The 21,875-nt window shown below is 69.9% G+C and carries 22 protein-coding genes; 9 read left to right on the top strand and 13 right to left on the bottom strand.

Translation table 11 applies throughout. From position 1 onward, the window contains the following. Positions 1–224: 224 nt before the first annotated feature. Complete coding sequence (galE, locus tag BLW44_RS03940) at positions 225–1,199, top strand: UDP-glucose 4-epimerase GalE (protein WP_060928010.1); 975 nt, start codon at positions 225–227, stop codon at positions 1,197–1,199. A gap of 40 nt (positions 1,200–1,239) precedes the next feature. Here galE and BLW44_RS18180 read toward each other — a convergent pair whose 3' ends face one another. From BLW44_RS18180 to BLW44_RS03920, 5 genes are all read right to left on the bottom strand, one after another. Then, on the bottom strand, positions 1,240–1,722 hold the full coding sequence (locus tag BLW44_RS18180; RefSeq protein WP_254775113.1) for an MFS transporter: 483 nt from the start codon (positions 1,720–1,722) through the stop codon (positions 1,240–1,242). Then, positions 1,719–2,561, bottom strand: coding sequence for an MFS transporter (locus BLW44_RS18175; protein WP_254775112.1), 843 nt, complete (start codon positions 2,559–2,561; stop codon positions 1,719–1,721). Before BLW44_RS18175 ends, BLW44_RS18180 begins: the two co-directional genes overlap by 4 nt. Continuing rightward, positions 2,558–3,466 carry a polysaccharide deacetylase family protein gene (locus BLW44_RS03930; RefSeq protein WP_060928012.1) on the bottom strand — a complete coding sequence of 303 codons (909 nt, stop codon included), beginning with the start codon at positions 3,464–3,466 and terminating at the stop codon, positions 2,558–2,560. The genes BLW44_RS18175 and BLW44_RS03930 overlap by 4 nt, the downstream gene beginning before the upstream one ends. After that, positions 3,463–4,602, bottom strand: a complete 1,140-nt coding sequence (locus BLW44_RS03925; protein WP_074731585.1) for an ROK family transcriptional regulator — start codon at positions 4,600–4,602, stop codon at positions 3,463–3,465. The genes BLW44_RS03930 and BLW44_RS03925 overlap by 4 nt, the downstream gene beginning before the upstream one ends. Before the next feature lie 168 nt (positions 4,603–4,770). Further along, positions 4,771–6,204, bottom strand: coding sequence for a gamma-aminobutyraldehyde dehydrogenase (locus BLW44_RS03920; RefSeq protein ID WP_060928414.1), 1,434 nt, complete (start codon positions 6,202–6,204; stop codon positions 4,771–4,773). Between the two features lie 99 nt (positions 6,205–6,303). Here BLW44_RS03920 and BLW44_RS03915 point away from each other — a divergent pair, with 99 nt between their 5' ends. The 4 genes from BLW44_RS03915 (at position 6,304) to BLW44_RS03900 (ending at position 9,041) form a co-directional block, all read left to right on the top strand. Next, entirely contained in the window at positions 6,304–6,771 is a 468-nt protein-coding gene (locus BLW44_RS03915) for an Lrp/AsnC family transcriptional regulator (RefSeq protein ID WP_060928413.1), read from the top strand. A gap of 28 nt (positions 6,772–6,799) precedes the next feature. Continuing rightward, positions 6,800–8,206, top strand: coding sequence for an NAD(P)/FAD-dependent oxidoreductase (locus tag BLW44_RS03910; RefSeq protein ID WP_060928412.1), 1,407 nt, complete (start codon positions 6,800–6,802; stop codon positions 8,204–8,206). Further along, positions 8,203–8,565 carry a cupin domain-containing protein gene (locus BLW44_RS03905; protein WP_060928411.1) on the top strand — a complete coding sequence of 121 codons (363 nt, stop codon included), beginning with the start codon at positions 8,203–8,205 and terminating at the stop codon, positions 8,563–8,565. The genes BLW44_RS03910 and BLW44_RS03905 overlap by 4 nt, the downstream gene beginning before the upstream one ends. An 80-nt stretch (positions 8,566–8,645) precedes the next feature. Further along, positions 8,646–9,041, top strand: a complete 396-nt coding sequence (locus BLW44_RS03900; protein ID WP_060928410.1) for an NUDIX domain-containing protein — start codon at positions 8,646–8,648, stop codon at positions 9,039–9,041. A gap of 50 nt (positions 9,042–9,091) precedes the next feature. Here BLW44_RS03900 and BLW44_RS03895 read toward each other — a convergent pair whose 3' ends face one another. From BLW44_RS03895 to BLW44_RS03875, 5 genes are read right to left on the bottom strand one after another with little or no spacing between them, the layout of a single operon-like run. Next, positions 9,092–10,675 carry an ABC transporter ATP-binding protein gene (locus tag BLW44_RS03895; RefSeq protein WP_060928409.1) on the bottom strand — a complete coding sequence of 528 codons (1,584 nt, stop codon included), beginning with the start codon at positions 10,673–10,675 and terminating at the stop codon, positions 9,092–9,094. Further along, a complete protein-coding gene (locus BLW44_RS03890; protein ID WP_060928408.1) occupies positions 10,672–11,538 on the bottom strand; it encodes an ABC transporter permease in 867 nt (288 codons plus the stop codon). The genes BLW44_RS03895 and BLW44_RS03890 overlap by 4 nt, the downstream gene beginning before the upstream one ends. Then, positions 11,535–12,491 carry an ABC transporter permease gene (locus BLW44_RS03885; RefSeq protein ID WP_060928407.1) on the bottom strand — a complete coding sequence of 319 codons (957 nt, stop codon included), beginning with the start codon at positions 12,489–12,491 and terminating at the stop codon, positions 11,535–11,537. The genes BLW44_RS03890 and BLW44_RS03885 overlap by 4 nt, the downstream gene beginning before the upstream one ends. Next, positions 12,488–14,146 (bottom strand): ABC transporter substrate-binding protein, encoded by a 1,659-nt coding sequence (locus BLW44_RS03880; protein WP_060928406.1) that lies wholly within the window; start codon positions 14,144–14,146, stop codon positions 12,488–12,490. Before BLW44_RS03880 ends, BLW44_RS03885 begins: the two co-directional genes overlap by 4 nt. After that, positions 14,143–15,864 (bottom strand): amidohydrolase, encoded by a 1,722-nt coding sequence (locus BLW44_RS03875; RefSeq protein ID WP_074731583.1) that lies wholly within the window; start codon positions 15,862–15,864, stop codon positions 14,143–14,145. The genes BLW44_RS03880 and BLW44_RS03875 overlap by 4 nt, the downstream gene beginning before the upstream one ends. Before the next feature lie 161 nt (positions 15,865–16,025). On the opposite strand from BLW44_RS03875, the gene BLW44_RS03870 reads away from it, so the two are divergent. The 4 genes from BLW44_RS03870 to BLW44_RS03855 all read left to right on the top strand — a co-directional run bounded on the left by BLW44_RS03870 (position 16,026) and on the right by BLW44_RS03855 (position 19,013). Beyond that, entirely contained in the window at positions 16,026–16,682 is a 657-nt protein-coding gene (locus tag BLW44_RS03870) for a TetR/AcrR family transcriptional regulator (RefSeq protein ID WP_060928405.1), read from the top strand. Positions 16,683–16,789: 107 nt separating this feature from the next. After that, positions 16,790–18,046, top strand: a complete 1,257-nt coding sequence (locus tag BLW44_RS03865; RefSeq protein WP_060928404.1) for a flavin-dependent oxidoreductase — start codon at positions 16,790–16,792, stop codon at positions 18,044–18,046. After that, on the top strand, positions 18,043–18,543 hold the full coding sequence (locus BLW44_RS03860) for a MarR family winged helix-turn-helix transcriptional regulator (protein ID WP_060928403.1): 501 nt from the start codon (positions 18,043–18,045) through the stop codon (positions 18,541–18,543). The genes BLW44_RS03865 and BLW44_RS03860 overlap by 4 nt, the downstream gene beginning before the upstream one ends. Then, positions 18,540–19,013 carry a DUF3237 domain-containing protein gene (locus BLW44_RS03855; RefSeq protein ID WP_060928402.1) on the top strand — a complete coding sequence of 158 codons (474 nt, stop codon included), beginning with the start codon at positions 18,540–18,542 and terminating at the stop codon, positions 19,011–19,013. Before BLW44_RS03860 ends, BLW44_RS03855 begins: the two co-directional genes overlap by 4 nt. A 10-nt stretch (positions 19,014–19,023) precedes the next feature. On the opposite strand, the gene BLW44_RS03850 is transcribed toward BLW44_RS03855, so the two are convergent. From BLW44_RS03850 to BLW44_RS03840, 3 genes are read right to left on the bottom strand one after another with little or no spacing between them, the layout of a single operon-like run. Further along, entirely contained in the window at positions 19,024–19,995 is a 972-nt protein-coding gene (locus tag BLW44_RS03850; protein ID WP_060928415.1) for a DNA-methyltransferase, read from the bottom strand. Beyond that, positions 19,992–21,041, bottom strand: coding sequence for a lipoate-protein ligase LplAB (locus tag BLW44_RS03845; RefSeq protein ID WP_060928401.1), 1,050 nt, complete (start codon positions 21,039–21,041; stop codon positions 19,992–19,994). The genes BLW44_RS03850 and BLW44_RS03845 overlap by 4 nt, the downstream gene beginning before the upstream one ends. A 47-nt stretch (positions 21,042–21,088) precedes the next feature. Next, on the bottom strand, positions 21,089–21,826 hold the full coding sequence (locus tag BLW44_RS03840) for a DUF1684 domain-containing protein (protein WP_060928400.1): 738 nt from the start codon (positions 21,824–21,826) through the stop codon (positions 21,089–21,091). Between the last annotated feature and the right edge of the window lie 49 nt (positions 21,827–21,875).

The following is a 21,875-nucleotide window of genomic DNA, read 5'->3' as shown; positions in this document are numbered from 1 at the left end:
GGTCCCGATCTGCACACCGATCCGGCAGATTCGTCCGCAGACCGGGGCAACCTCCGCGAAACGGGACAGGACCGAGGGACGAGGAACGGACTGGACGGGTCAACACGGGACGGACACGGACACGGACACGGACACGGGACACGGGACACGGACACGGACACGGACGGAGCCGACCACTCACACCTCGCCCTGAGATACTGAACCTTCACCACCTGAGGAGCACAATGTCCTGGATCGTGACCGGCGGCGCCGGCTACATCGGCTCGCACGTCGTCCGCGCACTCTCGGAAGCGGGGCTCGCACCCGTCATCCTCGATGACCTCTCCAGCGGCGTGGCGTCGTTCGCCCCCGAGGGCGTCCCCTTCGTCACAGGCTCGATCCTCGACCGCGAGCTCGTGGAGCGGACTCTCCGGGAGCACGACGCCGAGGGCGTCATCCATGTGGCCGGATACAAGTACGCGGGCGTCTCGGTCCAGCGGCCGCTGCACACGTACGCGCAGAACGTCGAGGGGACGCGCGTGATCCTCGAGGCGATGCAGGCCAGCGGGGTCGCGAACATCGTGTTCTCCTCATCCGCCGCCGTGTTCGGGACGCCCGACGTCGCGCTGGTCGTCGAAGACACGGCCAAGCGCCCCGCAAGCCCCTACGGCGAATCCAAGCTCATCGGCGAATGGCTCCTGCGCGACCAGGCCATCGCCACGGCTGACTCCGCCGTCCCGCTCCGCCACACCTCGCTGCGCTACTTCAACGTGGTCGGCTCCGCCGATCCGACCGTCTACGACGTCAGCCCGCACAACCTGTTCCCGATCGTCTTCGAGGCGCTCATCGAGGGGCGCACCCCGAAGATCTTCGGCGACGACTACGCCACCGAAGACGGCACGAACGTCCGCGACTACGTGCACGTCGGCGACATCGCAGCCGCGCACGTCGCTGCGGCGAAGCGCCTCGCCGCCGGCGACTCCATCGAGCCCGCCTACAACCTCGGCTCGGGTGACGGCCTGAGCGTGAAGCAGATCATGGATGCCGTCGCCCGCGTGACCGGCATCGACTTCACCCCGGAGATCGGCCCGCGCCGACCCGGTGATCCGGATCGCATCGTCGCGACCGGCGAGCTCGCCGCCCGCGACCTCGACTGGAAGATGCGGTACACCGTCGACGAGATGGTGCGGACGGGCTGGGAGGCGCGGCGCCGGGCGTGAGCTCAGGCTCCGGGATCGTCTGTTCCGGCGGCCGACGGTGTCAGAGGTCGCGAGTGCGGATCGGGTAGAGCCAGAAGCAGAGCCACGCGAGGGCGGCGAAGACGAGCGGGACGACCGCGACCATCAGCCGGATGCCGCCGTCGACCGCCTCGGGCTGGGCGTCGCCGAGCGACGCGTCGAAACCGGATGCGGTGAGCACCGCTGCGGCGACCACGGCCTGCAGCACGACCGAACCGCGCACCACGAAGCCGTTGACGCCGAAGTAGGCACCCTCGCGGCGGTGGCCGGTGCGAGTGGCATCCTCATCGATGATCTGCGCGAGCACCACCTCGAGGAGCTGAAGAAGGCCTCCGACCCCGACACCGACGGCGATGCCGACCAGGGCGGCGGCGAGCACGGTCGAGGTCGCCAGGTACCCGAGCACGGCCAAGCCGAAGACCGCGACGCTCGCGAGCAGTGCGGTGCGGGGGGAGGTGCGCCGCACGACGGCACTCCACAGCACGATCGACGGGATGGCCGTCACGAAGATCGCCCCGAGCAGGATGCTCCCCTCCCCTCGGCCGCACCCAGCGAGTAGCGCACGTAGAACGGGAGGGCGGCGAGGATGACCGCGATCGAGGTCTGGATGAAGAGCGAGCCGAGGACGTAGGGGACGAACGCGCGGTTCGCGAAGGTGTACTTCAGCTGGTCTCCCCAGCGCATGGCTTCGGATGCGGCCTCGGGGACCCGCCGTTCGATCATCCCTCCGGCGAACGACCAGACCAGCAGCACCAGGCAGACCGTCGAGAGGACGATCGCCATTCCCGGCCATCCGATCCCGTCGTACAGGGCCGGCGCCCCCGCGGTGCCGAGCACGATGCCGAGGATCGCGAAGATCTGCCGCGGCACATTGCCCCTGGCGCGCTCGTCCGTCGTGCGGAAGATCTCGGGGAAGAGCGCCGAGATGTTCAGCACCACGACCACGAAGGCGATGTCGTACACCGCGACGACGACCAGGAACCAGACGATCAGTCCGGCGGCCGGCAGCTCCGGCGGCATCCAGATCAGGGCGAAGGCGACCACCAGCGGCACGATCCCGAGGCCGATCCACGGTATGCGGCGCCCCCACGGCGTGCGGATGCGATCGGAGAGCGCGCCGACGACCGGGTTCAGCACGGCGTTCAGGATGCCGTGGGCGATCATCGCCGCCGCCACCCAGGTCGGTTCCACCCCCAGGTGCGTGACGTAGAAGTACACGACGAAGGCCGAGAACGTCTGCGCCATGAGCTGGGTGGGGAACCCGGATGCCCCGAAGGCGACGGCCTGCGCGCGGGTGGGCGCGGCATCCAGTCTGCGATCGCGCAGTCCTCTCAACGCGCTCATGCCCGCTCTCCGCGCTGCAGGTCGCGCATGTCCCGCCAGCCGATCCGGACGAGTCCTTCGTCGGCGATCGCCTGCAGGACCTCGGGGTCGGAGAGCAGCCGCAGCTCGTGTCCGCGCTTCTCGGCTCCGAAATCGACCGTCGCCCGCAGCTCGTCATCGTCGACCATCGGATGCAGGTAGATCTCCGTCACCCCGGCGGGGACTGCGCGGAGCAGCGCGATGAAGCCGTCCCGCACCTGCTCGTACGACTCGTCGGGGGCGGCTTCGAACGGATGGCTCCACAGCCGGTCGATGATCTCGACCCCGAACGCATCCGCCGCCGCCGCGGCTCGAGTGAGCTGGGCCTGGAGGGCTGCGTCGTTGCCCGTCCCCTCCATACTGCGCGGCAGTCGGAACGGCAGTCCGTGGCGCGCGGCCAGCTCGAGCACCTGTCCGAGGAAGTCCCGGCCGGTGAGCAGCCCGTAGACCGAGCCCATGTGGTTGTCGAGGTGGGTCACGTCGACTCCGGCATCCAGTGCCGTCTGCAGCTGCGCCTCGATCTCTGCCGCGACATCGTCGCCCGACGCGTTCCGTTCGACCGAGAGCACGTCGCGGGGGAACCATCCGCCCTCGTCGACGAGGCTCGTCCTCGTCCCGGTGAGCGGACGCCACCGGTAGTCCGCCCATTCGCTGGTGAGCACGAGGTGCACCCCGACGTCGAGGTCGGTGCGGGATGCCGCGAATGCCAACGCCTCCGGCGCCCACGCGCAGGGAACCATGAGCGTCGTCGAGTCGATGTGCCCGGCCTGGAGCAGGTCGATGATCGCCGTGTTCGCCGCATGGCACATGCCGAAGTCATCCGCGTTGATGATCAGCGCCCGGGCGCCGGCGGGGAGTCCGAGACGGGTCGCGAGGTCGGGGCTCATCTCCGGCTCCTGTCCGCACCGGGGACCGCGTGCGAGAACACTGTCGCGCGCAGTGCGGCGGCGGCCTCCCCGACGGCGCCGACGAGCGGCGCCTCGGGCCCGAACGACGAGACCAGCAGCCGGATCGGCAGCTGCGCGGCGAGCTCCTCGGCGGTGGCGAGGGCGGCCTCGAACAGCGCCGGATGCGCAGCGGTTCCGCCGAGGATGAAGGCTTCGGGGTCGAGCACGAGTGCGACGCTGCCCGCGACGAGCGTGAGGCGGCGCCCCATCTCGGCGGCCATGGCCCGCGCGGCCTCGTCGCCCGCCGATGCGGCGTCGAGGTGCTGGTCGATCGTGGCGTCGGGGTCGCGGCCGTGCGCGAGCGCGAGGTCGCGCACGACCTCGTCGCCGAGCACCGGCGCCCCGATCGGCAGCGGCGATTGCGGCAGGTACATGACCTCGCCGGCCACCCCCGAGAATCCGCGGTGCAGGATGCCGTCGAGCACGATGCCGGCACCGAGCCCGTCGTCCAGCAGCAGCAGCGCGAAGCTGGCGAGGTCGGCGCCCGTCCCCTCGGTGAGCTCGGCGAGCGCCGCCAGGTTGACGTCGTTCTCGACGCGCACCGGGCATCCGAGTCGAGCAGACAGTGCGGCACGGAAGGCCCCGCCATCGGGTCCCTGGTCGTCGCGGATGCCGCCGTCGGCCGTGACGATTCCGGGGATGCCGACCACGACCAGGTGCAGCGGACCGTTGAGCGCGCGCCGGCAGCCCTCGACAAGGGCGGCGATGTGCTCCACCCGGTCGGCGCGTGGCGGGAAGGGGGCGTGCTGCTCGGCGCGCACGGCACCGGTCGGGTCGACGAGGGCGACGTGAGCGGCGTGGTTGTCGACATGCACGGCGGCGGCGAAGCCGAGCTGCGGGTGGAGGGCGACGCGTCCGGCCGCCGGTCCGCGAGTCTCGCGGTCGACGCCGGCCGGAACGACGGCCGCGGAGTTCTCGAGCATCCGCAGCACCTGGGTCACCGCGGTGCGTGAGAGCCCCGTCTCGGCGACCAGCTCGGCCCTCGTGAGCGGACCCCGACGGGCCAGCGTCTCGAGGATCGCGCGTCCGTTGAGTGTGCGCAGCAGGCTCTGCGGACCGGCCAGCGGTCGTGCCATGAGGATCCCCCCGGATTCGACGTGCGCCCAGCCTGACACATCGCGTCATACGTGTCGAGTGACGCGACCGCCGGCCACAACTCCGGAGATCGGGGGCCGAAGGCGCGGCACCGCTGAAGTTCGCGACCGGAGCGGCCGGATCTCCGGAGTCGTGGACCTGGAACCGGGTCAGTCGAGCGCCGACATCACGTGCTTGATGCGCGTGTAGTCGTCGAAGCCGTACTGCGAGAGGTCCTTGCCGTAACCGGAGTGCTTGAAGCCGCCGTGCGGCATGTCGGACACGAACGGGATGTGCGTGTTGATCCAGACACAGCCGAAGTCGAGGTCGCGGGAGAAGCGCATCGCGCGCGCGTGATCGGTCGTCCACACCGACGAGGCGAGCGCGTAGGGCACGTCGTTCGCGAGCTCGAGCGCCTCCTCCTCGGTCTCGAACGACTGCACCGTGAGCACGGGACCGAAGATCTCGCCCTGCACGGCCTCGTCATCCTGCTTCAGGCCCGACACGATCGTGGCCTCGAAGAAGTAGCCCGTGTCACCCTGACGTGATCCGCCGGTCTCGATCGTGGCGTGCGCGGGCAGGCGGTCGACGAACCCCTGCACCTGGGCGAGCTGAGCGGCGCTGCTGAGCGGACCGTAGAGCACACCCTCTTCGAGCGGGCCACCTGTGCGCGCCTCGGCCTTCGCCTTCTCGACGAGCGTCGCGACGAAGGCGTCGTGCACCGAGGCGTGCACGAGCACGCGGGTCGCAGCGGTGCAGTCCTGTCCGGCATTGAAGAACGCGCCGGTGACGATGCCGGATGCCGCCTTGTCGAGGTTCGCATCGGGGAAGACGATCGCGGGCGCCTTGCCGCCGAGCTCGAGGTGCACGCGCTTGACGTCGTTCGCCGCCGAACGGGCGACCGCCATCCCTGCACGCACGGATCCGGTGATCGCGACCATCTGCGGGGTCGGGTGCTCGACCAGCGCCACGCCGGTGTCACGGTCGCCGAGCACCACGTTGAGCGTGCCTGCAGGCGTGTGCAGCGCGACGATCTCGGCGAGCAGCAGCGTCGTCAGCGGTGTCGATTCGGCAGGCTTGAGCACGACCGTGTTGCCGGCGGCGAGCGCGGGCGCGATCTTCCACACCGCCATGTTGAGGGGGTAGTTCCAGGGCGTGACCTGACCGATCACGCCGATCGGCTCGCGGCGCACGAACGACGTGTGACCGGCGAGGTACTCCCCTGCGGCGCGCCCTTCGAGGCTGCGCGCGGCGCCGGCGAAGAAGCGCAGCTGGTCGATCGACTGCAGGATCTCGTCCGCCACCAGGCTCGCCCGCGGCTTGCCGGTGTCCTTCGACTCGAGGTCGGCGAACTCCTCGGCCCGCGCCTGCATCTCGTCGGCGATGCGGAACAGCGCGAGCTGGCGGTCGGCGGGGGTGGTGTCGCGCCACACCGGGAAGGCGGCGGCCGCTGCGGCGTAGGCGGCGTCGACATCCGAGCCATCCGAGACGGGCAGCTCGCCGTAGGTCTCCTCCGTCGCCGGATCGATGAGAGGCATCCGCCCCTGTCCGTTCACGGGAACGCGCTGCCCGCCGATGAAGTTCTGGAGGAGTTCTGTGGCCATGTCGCCATGCTAGCGATCGGATTGCGAATACAGAAGACTCAATCGTTCTGAACGATGGAATCAGTTGCGCACGATGCCTCGTGCTGTCAATATCGACACATGACCCCCACGCCGAAGCAGCCCGTGCTGGACGACATCTCGAAGCGGATCGTCGAGCTGCTCCAAGAGGATGGGCGCCGACCCTATGCCGAGATCGGCCGCGAGGTCGGACTCAGCGAGGCTGCAGCCCGGCAGCGGGTGCAGCGGATGACCGAGGCGGGCGTCATCCAGATCGTCGCCGTCACCGATCCCATGCAGCTGGGGTTCAACCGGATGTCGATGATCGGCATCCGCGTCACCGGCGACCCGCGCCTCATCGCCGAGGAGCTGACGAAGATCACCGAGCTCGCCTACGTCGTGGTCACGCTCGGCACCTTCGACATCCTCGTCGAGGCGGTGTGCGAGAGCGACGCGCACCTGCTCGACCTGATCGCCACCCGCATCCGCACCATCCCGGGCGTCGCCCACACCGAGAGCCTGCTCTACGCCGGCCTCTACAAGGACCTCTACAACTGGGGCACGCGCTGAAGCGCGGCCCCTGGAACAGGACTGAATCATGGGAACCACGGTCTTCGAACGCCGACGCCCTGCGGATGCCGTCATCGATGCCTCACTCCGCGACACGGCCTTCAGCGTGTTCTGGCTCGATGACGTCGAGCGCGTCGAGCATCCCCCGCTCTCCGGGAGCATCTCGGCCGATCTGGCGATCGTCGGCGGCGGGTACGCGGGCCTCTGGACCGCCGTCCGTGCGAAGGAGCGCGACCCAGAGCGACGCGTCGTGCTGCTGGAGGCCTCGCGCATCGCTTGGGCGGCGTCCGGCCGCAACGGCGGCTTCTGCGAGTCGAGCCTCACGCACGGACACGAGAACGGCCTCACCCGCTGGCCCGAGGAGATCGATCGCCTGGAGGAGCTGGGGCACGAGAACCTCGACGGCATCGAGGCGACCGTGAAGAAGTACAGCATGGATGTCGACTTCGAGCGCACCGGCCAACTGGCCGTGGCCGTCGAGCCGCACCAGGTGGAGTGGCTGCGCGAGGAGGAGGGATTCCTCGACCGGGATGCCGTGCAGGCAGAGGTCCACTCGGACACCTTCCTCGCCGGCGCCTGGGAACGTGACGGCTGCGCGCTCGTGCATCCGGCCAAGCTCGGCCTGGAGCTCGCCCGCGTGGCCGTCGAGCTCGGCGTCGAGATCTACGAGCAGTCCCTCGTGCGCGAGGTCTCCGGCGACGGCTCCGGTCCCGTCACCCTCATCACCCGGGACGACGGACGCGTCACCGCGGATGCCGTGGCGCTGGCGACGAACGTCTTCCCCTCGCTGCTCAAGCGCAACCGACTGATGACCGTGCCCGTGTACGACTACGTACTGATGACCGAGCCGCTGACCGATGCGCAGCTGGCCTCGATCGGCTGGTCGAACCGGCAGGGTCTCGCCGACAGCGCCAACCAGTTCCACTACTACCGACTCACCGCCGACAACCGCATCCTGTTCGGCGGATACGACGCGGTCTACCACTTCGGCGGCAAGGTGCGTCCCGAGTACGAGGACCGCGCCGAGAGCCACCGCAAGCTGTCATCGCACTTCTTCACCACGTTCCCTCAGCTCGAGGGCCTGCGGTTCACGCACCGCTGGGCAGGCGCGATCGACTCGTCGAGCCGGTTCTGCGCGTTCTTCGGCACCGCCCGCAAGGGCCGGGTGGCCTACGCGACCGGGTTCACCGGCCTGGGCGTGGGTGCGGCGCGCTTCGCCGCCGACGTGATGCTCGACAAGCTGTCCGGCGAGCCGACGGAGCGCACCGAGCTCGCGATGGTGCGCGAGAAGCCGATCCCGTTCCCCCCGGAGCCCGTCGCCTCGATCGGCGTCAACCTCGTGCGCGCTGCGATGAACCGGGCGGATCACAACGAGGGCAAGCGCAACCTGTTCCTCAAGACGCTGGATGCCGTCGGCATGGGCTTCGACTCATGAGCGAACTCGTGCCGGGCGAGCTCGCGCCGGGAACCGGAGCGGATGCCGCGGCGCTGCCGCTCGTGCACGAGCCGCTTCCGACGGAGGACCTGATCATCGGCACTCCGACGTCCGCCACCCACGCCCTCGCGACGATCGGCGAGGTCGAGGTCGGTCTCTGGGAGATGACGCCGGGCACGGCATCCGACACCGAGGTCGACGAGGTGTTCGTCGTGCTGACCGGTCGGGCGCGGATCGAGTTCGTCGATCCGCCGCTCCCCGCGATCGAGGTCGGCCCCGGGTCGGTCGTGCGGTTGGCCGAGGGGCAGCGCACCGCCTGGACGGTCACCGAGACGCTGCGCAAGCTCTACGTCGCCTGAGGCGAGGTGGATAGAAAGAATCAGCCCGCGCCGTGAGGCAACGGGCTGATCATGTCCGCGTCGACGCCTAGAGTCGCTGCATGAGGATTCGGGCCGTCGCCGTTGTGATCGATGGCGACGAGGTTCTTGTCATCCACCGGATGAAGGGCGGCGAAGAGTATTACGTGCTCCCCGGAGGCGGGATCGAGGGCGGCGAATCGCCCGAACAGGCGTGTCTTCGAGAGCTCCGCGAAGAGACAGGATTAGACGGGACGGTCGTGAGGCAGCTCTTGCCGAAGCCGGAGGGCCTCGAAGCGGAAGCGGTCTACTTCGAGGTCTCGGTTCACTCGCGGCAACTGCACCTCGGCGGTCCCGAAGCACTCAGGAACGGACCGCTCAACAGCTACACCCCAACCTGGGTCGATCTACGACAACTGACGGGGCTGGTGCCATCGACCGCCCGCCAGGCTGTGCAGATTGTCCGAGCCGGCCGGTAGGCGCTCATCGACCACCACCTCGCCGCGACGGCGTCGGCCGACGACGCTGTTCAGGCGATCGGAACGGGCACCGAGTCGATCAGCAGACGGGTGTACTCGTGCTGTGGATCGTTCAGCAGCTGCTCGGTCGGCCCCGCTTCGACGATCTCTCCGCGGCGCATCACGATCGTGTCGGCGCAGACCCGCCGTACGACCGCCAGATCGTGGCTGATGAACAGCACGGTGAGTCCCTGCTCCCGGCGGATGCGGGCGACGAGGTCGAGCACCTGCGCCTGCACCGAGACGTCGAGCGCACTCGTGGCCTCGTCCATGACGAGCAGCTCCGGCTCGACGGCCAGCGCCCTGGCGATCGCGACGCGCTGACGCTGACCGCCGGACAGGGTGCGCGGACGAGCCGTCAGATGCTCAGCGCCCAGGCCCACCGCCGTGATGAGTTCGAGCACCCGCTCGGCGGCCGCGCTCCCGGAGCGGCCGCTGTGCAGTCTCAGCACGTCCTCGATCGCGCGACCGACCGGGATCCGGGGGTCGAGTGAGAGATACGGGTCCTGGAAGACCATCTGCACGCTCTTCGCGCGCTGGAGCCGCTCGGCGCGTGTGCGCGGGATGCCCGACATCGATCGGCCGCCGATCGTGATGGTCCCTCCATCGGGCGCCTCGAGTCCGACGATCATCCTCGCAAGGGTCGACTTGCCCGATCCCGACTCGCCCACGACCGCGACGGAGCCGCCCCGCGGGATGACCAGATCGGCGTCGACCACCGCGGAGACGGGTTCCGCCCCGCGCCGCCGATAGATCTTGCCGACCCCCGCGACGACGAGCTGGGACCCGGATGCCGACCCCACGTCCGGCGATGCGAGGTCTCCCGAGATGCGCGGGGTGGCATCGACCAGCCGTCGCGTGTACTCCGCGGTCGGAGCCACGAGCACCTCTCTGGCCGTTCCCTGCTCGACGACGGCTCCGTCCTTCATGACGACGAGCCGGTCGCAGAGCGAACCCGCGAGGGTGAGGTCATGGGTGATGAACAGCATCCCCATCCCGCTCTGCTCGCAGAGATCGCGCAGCACCTGGACGATCCCGGCCTGTGTCGTGACGTCGAGTGCCGTCGTCGGCTCGTCGCACACGAGCAGGCCCGGCGAGGCGCTCAGAGCGCCGGCGATCATGACGCGCTGCAGCATGCCTCCGGACAGCTCATGCGGGTGCTGCGACAGATGCTCCCCGGGGGCGGGCAGCCGGACGGAGGTCAGCAGCTCGATCGCACGAGCTCGTGCCGCATCCTTCGCCCAGCCCTCACAGAGCCGCAGCGCCTCGGTGACGTGATCGCCGATCGTCCGCATGGGGTTGATGCCCGCGCGGGGATCCTGGAACACCATGGCGGCCTCGTGGCGGCGGATCTCCTGCCGCCCCGCAGCGCCCGCCAGTGGAGACCGGCCGTTCACCTCGACGACGCCGCCGACGATGGCCCGATCCGGCAGCAGCCCCAGCACAGCACGGGCCGTGAGCGATTTTCCGGATCCGGATTCCCCGACGAGTCCCACCGTCTCTCCCGGTGCGACCTGCAGGGAGATGCCGTGCAGCAGCCGGGTGCCGTCCGCAAGGTCGAGCGTCAGGTCCCGGATGTCGAGAAGAGCGGTCATGCGGGGATCCCTCCGCCGATTCGGTCGGAGAGTTCCTCACCGACGATGTTCACGCACACGACGACGATCACGACCGCGACCGCCGGGGCGATCGCCGGCAGGAAGTGACCTGCCGCGACCCCCGACTGCGCCTCGTTGATCATCGCGCCCCAGTCGGCGGTCGGCGCCTGCACCCCTAGGCCGAGGAACGACAGGCCTGCGAGTTCGGCGAGCACGTACCCGAAGTTCAGGGTCGACTGCGCACCGACGATCGGCGTGACGTTCGGCAGCACGCGCCGCAGCGCGATCCAGCCGCCGCCGAAACCCTGCACCCGGTAGGCCGAGACATACGGCCGCGCCCGCTCCGCGGTGACGAGCGACCTCGTGAGTCGTGCGACGAACGGCGCGTAGGCGATGCTCATGGCGATGACCGGGGCGACCAGCCCCTTGCCGAACAGTGCGACCGCCATGATCGCGATCAGCAGCGAGGGGAAGGCGAAGAGCACGTCGAAGATCCGGCTGAGCGCGGCATCGATCCAGCCTCCGCGCCACCCCGCCCACAGCCCCAGCAGGATGCCGATGACGGTGGAGAAGACGACGACGAGCAGCGGACCGATGAGCGCGGTGCGCCCGCCGAAGATGAGGCGGCTCAGCAGGTCACGGCCGAGCGAGTCGGTGCCGAGCCAGTGGGCCGCGGACGGCGGGGCGAGGAAGGACGTGAAGTCCACGGCATCCGGGTCGTACGGAGCCACGAAGGGCGCGAAGATCGCCGCCAGGACGATCGCGCCGAGCACGACGAGACTGGCCAGATAGAGGATGCGCGGCCGGCGCCGACGGGGCGCGCGCAGCACCCGCATCGCGAGGGTGGGAGTCGAGGAGGTCATCGGGCACCAGCTCCTGCGGCGGATCGCGGGTCGATCCAGGGTTCGAGGACGTCGACGATCGCGTTCATGACGACGAACGCGCACACGACGAGAAGGACGATCGCCTGCACGACGGGGAAGTCGAGCCGGTCCACGGACTGCACGAGGAGCGATCCGATCCCCGACAGCCCGAACGCCGCCTCGACGATCGAGCTCGCGACGATGAGTCCGGCGACGAGCACGCCGCTCACGGTGAGGATCGGGCCGAGGGCGTTGCGCAGCACGTGCCGACGCACGACGACCGACCGGCGCACGCCCCGACTCGTCGACACCTCGACGTGCTCGCGGCTCAGCTGATCGACCATCGCCGACCTGGTCACCTTGCCCACGAGGACGATGAACACGAGCGCCAGAGCGATCGACGGCAGGATCAGGTGGTAGACCATGTCGACGAAGCCGTCGCCGGAGCCGAACGAGGGGAACCAGCCCAACTGCACGGAGAACAGTGCGATGAGCACGATCGCCCCGACGAACGAGGGGATCGCGCCCAGCACCGTGAGGCCGATCAGCACGAACCTGTCGAGCGCCCTGCCGCGGTTCAGCGCGGCGACGGCCCCGAGCGCGACGCCGGCGGCCAGCACGATCGCGCCGGCCATCGTGACGAGCAGGAGGGTGACGGGGAGCCTGTCCCCGATCACCACGGTGACGTCCTGCCGGTACTGCAGCGACCGCCCGAGATCCCCCTGCAGAAGCCCGAGCACCCAGCGGAGGTACTGCTCCCACGGAGGCAGATCCAGCCCGTACTGCACGGTCACCTGCGCCACCGCCTCCTGGCTCGGCTTGCGGCCGCGGAGCAGGAAGCTCACCGGATCGCCCGGCACCAGGAAGCGCGAGAAGAACACGAGCAGCGACGCCAGGAACAGCGTCAGCAGCAGTCCGCCGAGCTTTCCCGCGACGCGTCGAGCGGCTGTCACCGGGCACCGATCGTGGCGGCCCAGGGGTAGTACATGAAGGCGATCGACGGCTGGACGCCGGTGATCCTCTCGCCGAGGTACAGCGAGATCGGCGCCTCGTACAGCGGCAGCCACGGCAGTTCCGCGTTCGCGATCCGCTGCGCCTGGGCGGTGAGCTCGCTGCGGGCGGCTGGGTCGTCGATCGCGACGGCCTCCTGCAGGATCGCGTCGAACTCGGGGTTCGACCAGCCGCCGTAGTTGCTGAAGTCTCCGGTGCGCAGCACCGAGTACATCTCCAGGGCATCCGGACTCGAGAGGTACCAGCTGGTGTAGAACAGGTCGACGCCTTCTCGGGCGGTGGGATCCGAGAACAGCGCGGTGTACGCGTTCGGGGTGACGGTCTCGACGTTCACCTTCAGGCCGATCGACTGGGCGGCTGCCACCGTCGCCTGCGAGATGACGGAGAAGTCGTTGCTGATCGGAGCCGTGACATAGGTCAGCTCGGCCCCTTCCGCCCCCGCCTCGGCGATGAGCGCCTTCGCCTCCTCCACGTTCTGCTCGTACGAGGTGACGTCGTCGAAGGCCGCCGTGCGCGCGGACTCATCGGCGTCCTGCCAGACCGACTCGGTGGTCATCACGTCGGTCGTCTCGCCGACGCCCCGGTAGGCGGCCTGCAGGATGCCGTCGCGGTCCATCGCGAGCAGCAGCGCTCTGCGTACGCGGACATCACCCAGAGGTCCATCGAGGTTGCTCACGACGATGTTGCCCACCGCCGTGCTCGTGCCGAAGAGCACGTCTCCCTTGCCCGCATCCCGCAGCGAGGAGACGGCCTCCATCGGCACCATCCACGAGCCGTCCACACTCCCGGACTTCAGGGCGTTGATGCGCGCGGTGGGGTCGGTCATGAAGACGAACCGGACCTCGCCGGAGTGCGCCGTGAGGTCTTCGTCCCAGTAGTCGTCGTAGCGGGTCATCGTGATCGACTCCCCGGACTCCCACGAGGTCAGCTCGAACGGGCCGGTGCAGTTCACGCCGCCGGTCGAGTTGCCGTACTCGTCGCCCTTCTCGGCCAGGGTCGCCGCCGACTCGATGACACCGGCGGAGCCGCCCATGCCGAGGTTGAACTGCGAATCCGGTCCGGTCATGGTGACCGTCACCTCTCGATCGCCGGTCTGCTCGATCGTCTTCACGTTCTGGTAGACGGAGTACCAGAACGATCCGACCGCGGGGTCGAGGTGCCGGTTCATCGACGCCACCGCGTCAGCCGCCGTCAGCGGAGTGCCGTCGTGGAAGGTGACGCCCTCGCGGATCGTGTACACCCAGGTGTCGGGCGTGGGGTGGTCGAACGACTCGGCGAGACCGGCGCTCAGCGAGTAGTCGGGGTTGAGCCGCAGCAGCGACTCGCAGGTGTTGGCGAGGATCGAGTTGTCGGCGTAGTCGAACGCGTACGCGTAGTCGAGCGAGTAGGGCTCGGCGTAGGTCGCGAAGGTGAACGAGTCGATGTCACCGCTCGGGGCCGCGGTCGTCTCGGTCAGCTTCCAGTCGATCGGCTCCTCCGATCCGGCACCGCCGGTGGCGGCCGGTCCGCAGGCGGTGAGCGCGGCGACCGCGAGGACGCCGACGAGCACGGCGGCACCGCGACGGGCGAGGGGACGGGACAGCGACGTGCGGTTCATCGGGACTCCGTGCGGTGGGTGTCGGACGCGGTGGTGACGGATGCCGTGGCGGATGCGGTGGCGGGCTCCGCCGTGTGGACGCGGCGTCCCTCGATCCACGTCGAGGTCACGCGCGCCCGATGCAGCTCGTCGATCGGCAGGCGGAACGGGTTCGGTTCGATCACGACGAGGTTGGCGAGGTACCCCTCGCGGATGCTGCCCGTGTCGTCGTCCCGTCGGTTCACGTACGCGGATCCCGAGGTGTAGGCGGCGAACGCGGTCTCGAGGTCGATCCGCTGATGTGCACCGCCGAGCGGCGGTCGCTCGGATCCCGGATACGCGCGGTTCACGGCGACGTGGATGGCGGCGAGCGGGTCAGCGGTCGATACGGGCCAGTCGCTGCCGGCGGCCAGACGAGCGCGGGCGCGCACGAGGTCGCCGAACGGGTACTGACGGTCGACCTGTCCGTCCTGCAGGAAGGGCAGGGTCAGGTCGTCGAGTTGATCCTCGTGCGTCGCCCAGAGCGCCTGGATGTTGGCGATCGCTCCGAGCGGCGCGAAGCGAGCGGTGTCGTCCGGCGCCACGACCTGCAGATGGGCGAGATGGTGGCGACCGTCGGTGTCGCCGTTCTCGTCTCGTGCGACCTGCAGGGCGTCGAGGGCCTCTCGCACGGCGCGGTCGCCGAGCGCGTGCATGTGCACCTGCTGGCCCGCGGCATCCAGTGCCGTCACGTACTCGCGGAGCATCGCGGGATCGATGAAGCTCAGGCCGTGGTTGCAGGTGTCGTGGCCGGAGGCATCACGGTAGGGCGTGAGCATCGCCGCCGTCTGGTTCTCTGCGACCCCGTCGACCATGATCTTGGTGGTGCCCAGGTCGATCCGACGGTCGGGATGCGCGGCGGCGGCCTGCTCGCGGCGTTCGGTCATGCGCGCCACCTGCTCGATGCCGCCGTCACGCAGCCACCACTGGGCGCCGACGACGTGCACGAGCAGTCGTCCGTCGGCTGCGGCACGTTCGTAGGCGGCCAGAGGATCGGAGATGCCCCCGGAGTCCGCACCGACCATGGCGTCCTGCCAGCCCGTGATGCCGAGGGCGATGAGTTCCTCCTGGGCACGCAGGAGCCCCTGGTAGGCGAGGTCGGGGGAGGTCGCGGGGCGCACGGACGCGAACAGGTCCCCCGCGCCTTCGTGGAAGGTGCCGGCCGGGAAGCCGTCCGCCTCGCGGACGATCCGTCCGTCGTCGGGATCCGGCGTCTCCGCCGAGATGCCGGCGCGCTCGATCGCCGCCGTGCTCGCCCAGGTGCTGTGGTGGTCCCGGCTCTGCAGGAGCACCGGGCGCCCACCCGTCGCCTCGTCGAGGAGCCCGCGCGGCGGGTTGCCTCCGGGGAAGTGGTCCATGCTCCAGCCGCCGCCGAGGATCCATTCCTGCTCCGGATTCGCCTGAGCGTAGGAGCGGATGAGCTCGACCGCCTCGTCGGCGCTCTCCGCATCCGAGAGGTTGCACTGCAGCAGCTCGATGCCCCCGCCCACCGGATGGATGTGCGCGTCCTGGAAGCCGGGACTGAGCAGCGCGCCGTCGAGGTGGATGCGGTTCGCGTCGGGGAACGCCTCGAGGTCGAGTTCCGTTTCCGGGAGAACGGCCGCGATGCGGCCGTCCCTCACGACTACTGCGTGGGCCTCGAGCGGTGCCCCGCTGCCGGTGAACACGAGACCTCCGTAGAAGACGAACTCGCTCGCCATAGTGGACCTTCCCTCATCGTCGATGCTGCTGGAATGCGCTAAACGTATCCGCGGTCATCTATGCTGTCAACACTGTTGTCATTGGCGATGCGAATCCGTTGCGAAGCGAGCGGACCTGTGCGGGCGCATGGCACGATGGATCAAGGAAGACCGGAGACACGATGGCGAACAAGGCATCCACTCGCGTGCGGCTCGACAGGGCGTCGATCATCGACGCCGGGATGGAGCTCGCCGAGACCGGCGTGGCATCCATCTCGGTGCGGGAGCTCGGCACGCACCTCGGAGCGGACCCCACCGCGATCTATCGTCACTTCGCGAGCAAGGACGCACTGATGAGCGCGCTCCTCGACGAGCTCAACGGGCAGGCCGCTGCTCGCGTCGATCTCCCCGCCGAGGACTGGGCCGGTCGCCTGCGGATGCTCAGCGAGGCGACCCTCGCATCGTTCACGCGGTATCCGGCGATCGGCGCCGAGGCGACGAGCCTGACCACGCACGGTCCCGGCGAGCTCGCGGCGATCGAGCTGATGCTCGACGCGTTCCACCGGGCAGGACTGCGCGGTCAGGAGCTGGTGCGCCACTACGCTCTGCTCGCCTCTCATGTGCTCGCCGGGGCGGCGGGGATCGCACGGGCGCGAGCCGATCGCCGCAGCGACGACGAGGACAGCCCCTGGATCGACTCGCCGCTGCTCGCCGATCCACGCCAGTTCCCCCTGATCGCAGAGAACAGCACGCTGCTGTCCGAGCTGCAGGACCGCGAGCTCTTCCTCCTGGGCGTCGACGTGATCATCGAAGCTGCGCGCACTGCGGCCGCCCGCTGACAGGCCGCCGCCGGGGACGGAGGCGATCGCCTCTTGCGCTGAATATGGTTTTGTGACAAAACTATATTCAGCAGCGGCTCACCTGAGCCGCGCACAGGGAGCGATCAATGAAGATCATCATCATCGGTGCGGGGATCGGCGGGCTCGCAGCCGCGATCAGTCTGCACGAGGCCGGGCTGCGCGACGTCACGGTGTACGAGCGCAGCGCCGCGATCCGTGGGCTCGGCGTCGGCATCAACCTGCTGCCGCACGCGCTGCGTGAGCTCACCGAGCTCGGAGTCGCCGACGCCATCGCCGAGCTGGGGGTCGAGCCGCGCACGCTCGCCTACTACAACCGGTTCGGGCAGCCGATCTGGAGCGAGCCGCGCGGACGCGACGCGGGATACCGCTGGCCCCAGCTGTCGGTGCACCGCGGACGCCTCCAGCTCGCGCTGCGCGACCTCGCCGAGGCCCGTCTTGCCGAGCCCATCCGACTCGGACATCGACTCACGGGGGTCACGACGAACGTCGACGGCACCGAGACCGCCCGGTTCGCGACCGACGCCGGCCCGATCGAGGCCACGGCCGACGTGATCATCGGCGCTGACGGCATCCACTCCGCGATGCGGGCGCTGCGCTACCCCGCCGAGGGCGCACCACCGTGGAGCGGCCTCACCCTGTGGCGCGGGGTGACCCGGATCCCGACGTTCCTCGACAGGCGCACCATGATCATGGCCGGCGACGGCGAGCAGAAGTTCGTCGCGTACCCGCTTGCACCAGCGGACGCCGACGGTCGGATGCCGGTGAACTTCATCGCCGAGCGCCGCGTCGGCGGCACCGGCGAGGCCGATTGGAACCGCGCCGTCGACCCCGGGCCGATCGCCGAGATGTTCGACGAGTGGCGCTTCGACTGGCTCGACGTCCCCGCCGCGATCGCCGCCGCGGACGAGATCCTCGAGTACCCCATGGTCGACCGCGACGCCCTCCCGCAGTGGACGTTCGGCCGCACGACGCTGCTCGGCGACGCCGCGCACGCGATGTATCCGAACGGGTCCAACGGCGGCTCTCAGGCGATCATCGATGCCCGCACCCTCGCCTTCCACCTGGCGACGTCCGAGAGCATCGATGCGGGACTCGCCGCATACGAGCAGGCTCGCCGTCCCGCGATGACGGCTCTGCTCGCCGGCACCCGCGCGACGGGTCCCGAGCGCGTGATGCAGCTCGCCAGGGAACGCGCACCGCAGGGCTTCGCCGACATCGACGAGGTCATCCCGTACGCCGAGCGGGTGCAGATCGCCGCCGACTACAAGACGGCTGCGGGATTCCTGCCCGAGGTGCTCAACGAGCGCCCCTCGCTCACCCCTCCCTCGGCGGTCGCCCGATGAGCGGCGACCTCGACGCCGCGCGACTCGCCGCCGTCATCTCTCCCCTCCGGCGTGCGCTGCTCGCCGCGACGCGGGCCGAGGCCCGCCTGCCCGAGCTGTCGGACTCGCAGATCGACGTGATCCGCGCCCTGCCACGAGGGACGTCGCGAGGTCCGGCCGAGATCGCGAGCCGTCTGCGGCTGAGCCGACCGACCGTCAGCAACCTGCTCGGTGCGATGGAGAGCGAGGGCCTCGTCGAGCGCACCCCTGCCGCCTCCGACGGTCGACGCATCGTCGTGCGCGCATCAGCCAGGGCGCTCGACCTGTTCGACCGGTTTGACGCGGCGAACTCCGCCCTCGTCGCAGAGGCGACCGCGCGGCTTGGAGAGGATGAGCGGGCCGCCCTCGCCGCCGCCGTCCCTGCACTGGAACGGCTCTGCGACGTGCTCGGCGGCGCGGATCCGCGGGCGACCGAGACGACCGGCGCGAGCACCGCCGACCGGGAGGAGACCCGATGACCGCGCACGACGCACTGCCCGTCCCCGGCCTCGAGTTCGCCTTCGACGTCACCGTCGACCTGGGTCCGCTCGAAGACCACGGCAGCACGAGCGTCGGCCACCGCCGCGTCGTGCCGATCCTCGGTGGACACGTCACGGGCGCCGTCGAGGCCGAGATCCTCCCCGGTGGCGCCGACTGGCAGATCGTGCGGCCGGACGGGACGATCGAGATCGACGGCCGCTACTCGGCGCGGACCGCAGGTGGCGACCTGCTGCTGCTGCACGCGAAGGGGCTGCGCACCGGAACGCCCGATGTGCTCGAGCAGCTGCGACGAGGGGAGGACGTCGACCCCGGCTCCTACTACTTCCGCACGACCGTGCAGATCGAGACGGCAGCGCCGGCACTCGCCCACCTGCAGCGGGCCCTGTTCCTCTCGGCGGCCCAGCGCCAGGCGGATGCCGTGCGCTACCGCGCCTACCGGGTGGGCTGAGCGCCCGGAGCTACGCCCCGCCGTGCGTGACCTCGGCGTGCGGCATCCGCTCGGTCATGACGCGCACCGCCTCGGGGTTGTCGTCGACGAGCACGGCCTCCCGCCCGAGCGCCGAGGCGACGGCGCCGGTCGTGCCGCTGCCGGCGAAGAGGTCGAGCACCCGGTCGCCGGGCCGGCTGGACGCCCGGACGATGCGGCGCAGGATCCCCTCTGGCTTCTGCGTCGGGTATCCGGTCTTCTCCCGCCCGGTCGTCGGCACGATCGTGTGCCACCAGACGTCGGTGGGCAGCTTCCCTCGGGCGGCCTTCTCGGCGGTCACGAGCCCAGGAGCCATGTACGGCTCGCGGTCGATGTCGTCGGAGTTGAACACGTACTCCCGCGGATTCTTCACGTAGACGAGGATCGTGTCGTGCTTGGTCGGCCACCGGCGCCGCGACTTCGCCCCGTAGTCGTAGGCCCAGATCAGCTCGTTCAGGAAGCAGTCGCGGCCGAACACGGCATCGAGCATCACCTTCGCGTAGTGCGCCTCGCGGTAGTCCAAGTGCAGATAGAGGGTGCCGTCGTCGGCGAGCAGGCGCCAGGCCTCCTCGAGCCGCGGCATCAGGAAGGCCCCGTAGTCGTCGAAACGGTCGTCGTAGGTGCGCAGCATCCCGCGCACGCGCTCGTAAGCGTGGCCGTGGAACCCGTGCCGCACCTCGGTCGGCGTCGCGGCCGGTTCAGGACTCAGCACGGTCGGCGGGACCGCCGCATCGGAACCCTGCGATTCCGGGAGCGCCACTCCCGCCGCGTCGGATTCGTGCTGAGTTGTGAACGAGCGGCGGGCGGTGACCACCCGGCGTTCCTGCACCCGGCCGGTGTTGAAGGGCGGATCCAGGTACACGAGGGTGAAGGAGGCCGAGGGCAGGGTCGCGGCAACCGCGAGATTGTCGCCCTGGATGATCGAGACGGCTCCCCGGGCGACGGGCTCGGAGCTGTCGGTCACGGAACCCTGTGCAGCCACGCGTCGGTGGCGAACTTCGACTCCACCAGCGCTTCGGCGTCGGCGTACTCCTCGGCGCTGATCGACCCGTCCTCCGCCGAGGTCAGCGAGCGGAACGTGTCCTTGAAGCGCTCGATGATCTCAGCCCTGGCGAGCCCGGTCTGACTGCGCAGCGGGTCGACGCGCTTCGCGGCGGAGGTCGTGCCCTTGTCGCTGAGCTTCTCGCGCCCGATGCGCAGCACCTCGGTCATCATCTGGCCGTCGATGTCGTACGACAGGGTCGCGTGATGCAGCACTCCGCCGTTCGCGAGGCGCTTCTGCGCCGCCCCGCCGATCTTGCCCGACGAGCTGGCGATGTCGTTGAGGGGCTGGTAGATCGCGTCGATCCCGAGCGAGCGCAGCGCCTGCAGCACCCAGTCGTCGAGGAAGGCGTAGGAGTCGGCGAACGTCATCCCCTGCACGAGGGATGCCGGTACGTACAGCGAGTACGTGATGATCTGCCCCGCGGCCATGAGCATCGCTCCCCCGCCGGAGATGCGTCGGACGACGTCGAATCCGTGGCGCGCCGCCCCCTCGGGGTCGACCTCGTTGCGGTACGACTGGAAGGATCCGATGACGACGGCCGACTGGTCCCACTCCCAGATGCGCAGGGTCGGGCGGCGGCGCCCTTCGCCCACCCGCGAGGTGAGCACCTCGTCGAGCGCGAGGTTCATGCGCGGCGAGACCGCCTTCTCGTGCACGATCTCCCAGTCGAAGTCGCCCCACCCAGGAGCCGTGACGAGAGCCCGGCGCACCGCGGTGCCGACCGCCTCCGGCGTGAAGCCGAGCAGCTGGGCGCCTTCGGGCAGGGCGCCGCGCACGGCAGCGGCGATCGCCGTGGCATCCGACTCCACCGGCAGACCCGTGACGGCTGCATCGATGTCGGCGAGCGCCGTATCCGGCTCGAGGAAGAAGTCGCCGGCGAGGTGGAATCGCGCGATCCTGCCGTCCTCGACCTCGAGGTCGACGACGACGAGCTTTCCTCCGGGGACCTTGTATTCACCGTGCACGGTTACAGCTTAAGGCGCGACCGCCGCCGCGGCGCGGATCGAGGCCGTCAGCGCCCGAGCACGACGGCCCGCTCCCCGGCCCTGATCGGCGCCGAGTAGCGATTCCCGGTGGGCGGCAGCGGGCAGACGAACTGGTCGGAGAAGGCGCACGGCGGCAGATAGGCGCGGTTGAAGTCGATGACCGCTGAGCCGTCGGCGGCCGGCTCTTCGATGGGAAGGAAGCGGAACCGATAGGTCTCGGTGCCGTTCGTCCCGTCGCCGAAGACCGCGCTCAGCCCGCCCTGCTCGGAGCGCGTCACGGCCAGCGCCAAGGCGGCACCGTCGAGGGTGAAGTGCAGCCGCCCGGCGAGCTCCGTCTCGTGGGTCCGTCCGTCGATCGTGATGATCGCGACGGTCTCGCCGGGCGTCGCCTCGAAACGCGCGGAGATCCGCCACCCCTCCCTGGGCGGATACGCGTCGATCGCGCTGAAGCGCTCCCGCTCCAGGCGGCGCGGGTTGAACACCCGCAGTGCCAGCTCTCCCCGTCGATCGAACACGCGCAGTTCCCGGCGGCCGATCCGAAGCGTCTCTCTGCCACGCAGGGTGACCACCGAGCCGGTCGCGCCGAGGTCCGTGCCGCGGATGCCGCCGTCTCCGGTCAGCGCCCAGAGGCCCGAGACGCCGTCGACGGCGGCGGGTTCGGTGATGAGCCAGTTCGTGGACTCGAGGGCGGCGGGTCCGTACTCGGCCCCGGCGTATCGCTCCCGCGATGCATGCCATGCACGCCACTCGTCCACGAAACCCACGGCGCACCTCCCTCTCGCCGCGAATCTATGCCGCCGCCGGGGCCTCGCG

This window comes from Microbacterium hydrocarbonoxydans, assembly GCF_900105205.1.
GTDB lineage: Bacteria > Actinomycetota > Actinomycetes > Actinomycetales > Microbacteriaceae > Microbacterium > Microbacterium hydrocarbonoxydans.
This window is presented reverse-complemented; position numbering and strand designations above follow the sequence as displayed.

Coding starts and splice junctions, on each gene's coding strand:
- BLW44_RS03895 (WP_060928409.1), bottom strand. CDS start 10,675: ATGACCGCTCTTCTCGACATCCGGGACCTGACGCTCGACCTTGCGGAC.
- BLW44_RS03905 (WP_060928411.1), top strand. CDS start 8,203: ATGAGCGAACTCGTGCCGGGCGAGCTCGCGCCGGGAACCGGAGCGGAT.
- BLW44_RS03900 (WP_060928410.1), top strand. CDS start 8,646: ATGAGGATTCGGGCCGTCGCCGTTGTGATCGATGGCGACGAGGTTCTT.
- BLW44_RS03925 (WP_074731585.1), bottom strand. CDS start 4,602: ATGGCACGACCGCTGGCCGGTCCGCAGAGCCTGCTGCGCACACTCAAC.
- BLW44_RS03870 (WP_060928405.1), top strand. CDS start 16,026: ATGGCGAACAAGGCATCCACTCGCGTGCGGCTCGACAGGGCGTCGATC.
- BLW44_RS03930 (WP_060928012.1), bottom strand. CDS start 3,466: ATGAGCCCCGACCTCGCGACCCGTCTCGGACTCCCCGCCGGCGCCCGG.
- BLW44_RS03860 (WP_060928403.1), top strand. CDS start 18,043: ATGAGCGGCGACCTCGACGCCGCGCGACTCGCCGCCGTCATCTCTCCC.
- BLW44_RS03880 (WP_060928406.1), bottom strand. CDS start 14,146: ATGAACCGCACGTCGCTGTCCCGTCCCCTCGCCCGTCGCGGTGCCGCC.
- BLW44_RS03855 (WP_060928402.1), top strand. CDS start 18,540: ATGACCGCGCACGACGCACTGCCCGTCCCCGGCCTCGAGTTCGCCTTC.
- BLW44_RS03915 (WP_060928413.1), top strand. CDS start 6,304: ATGACCCCCACGCCGAAGCAGCCCGTGCTGGACGACATCTCGAAGCGG.
- BLW44_RS18175 (WP_254775112.1), bottom strand. CDS start 2,561: ATGAGCGCGTTGAGAGGACTGCGCGATCGCAGACTGGATGCCGCGCCC.
- BLW44_RS03875 (WP_074731583.1), bottom strand. CDS start 15,864: ATGGCGAGCGAGTTCGTCTTCTACGGAGGTCTCGTGTTCACCGGCAGC.
- BLW44_RS03865 (WP_060928404.1), top strand. CDS start 16,790: ATGAAGATCATCATCATCGGTGCGGGGATCGGCGGGCTCGCAGCCGCG.
- BLW44_RS03920 (WP_060928414.1), bottom strand. CDS start 6,204: ATGGCCACAGAACTCCTCCAGAACTTCATCGGCGGGCAGCGCGTTCCC.
- BLW44_RS03890 (WP_060928408.1), bottom strand. CDS start 11,538: ATGACCTCCTCGACTCCCACCCTCGCGATGCGGGTGCTGCGCGCGCCC.
- galE (WP_060928010.1), top strand. CDS start 225: ATGTCCTGGATCGTGACCGGCGGCGCCGGCTACATCGGCTCGCACGTC.
- BLW44_RS03910 (WP_060928412.1), top strand. CDS start 6,800: ATGGGAACCACGGTCTTCGAACGCCGACGCCCTGCGGATGCCGTCATC.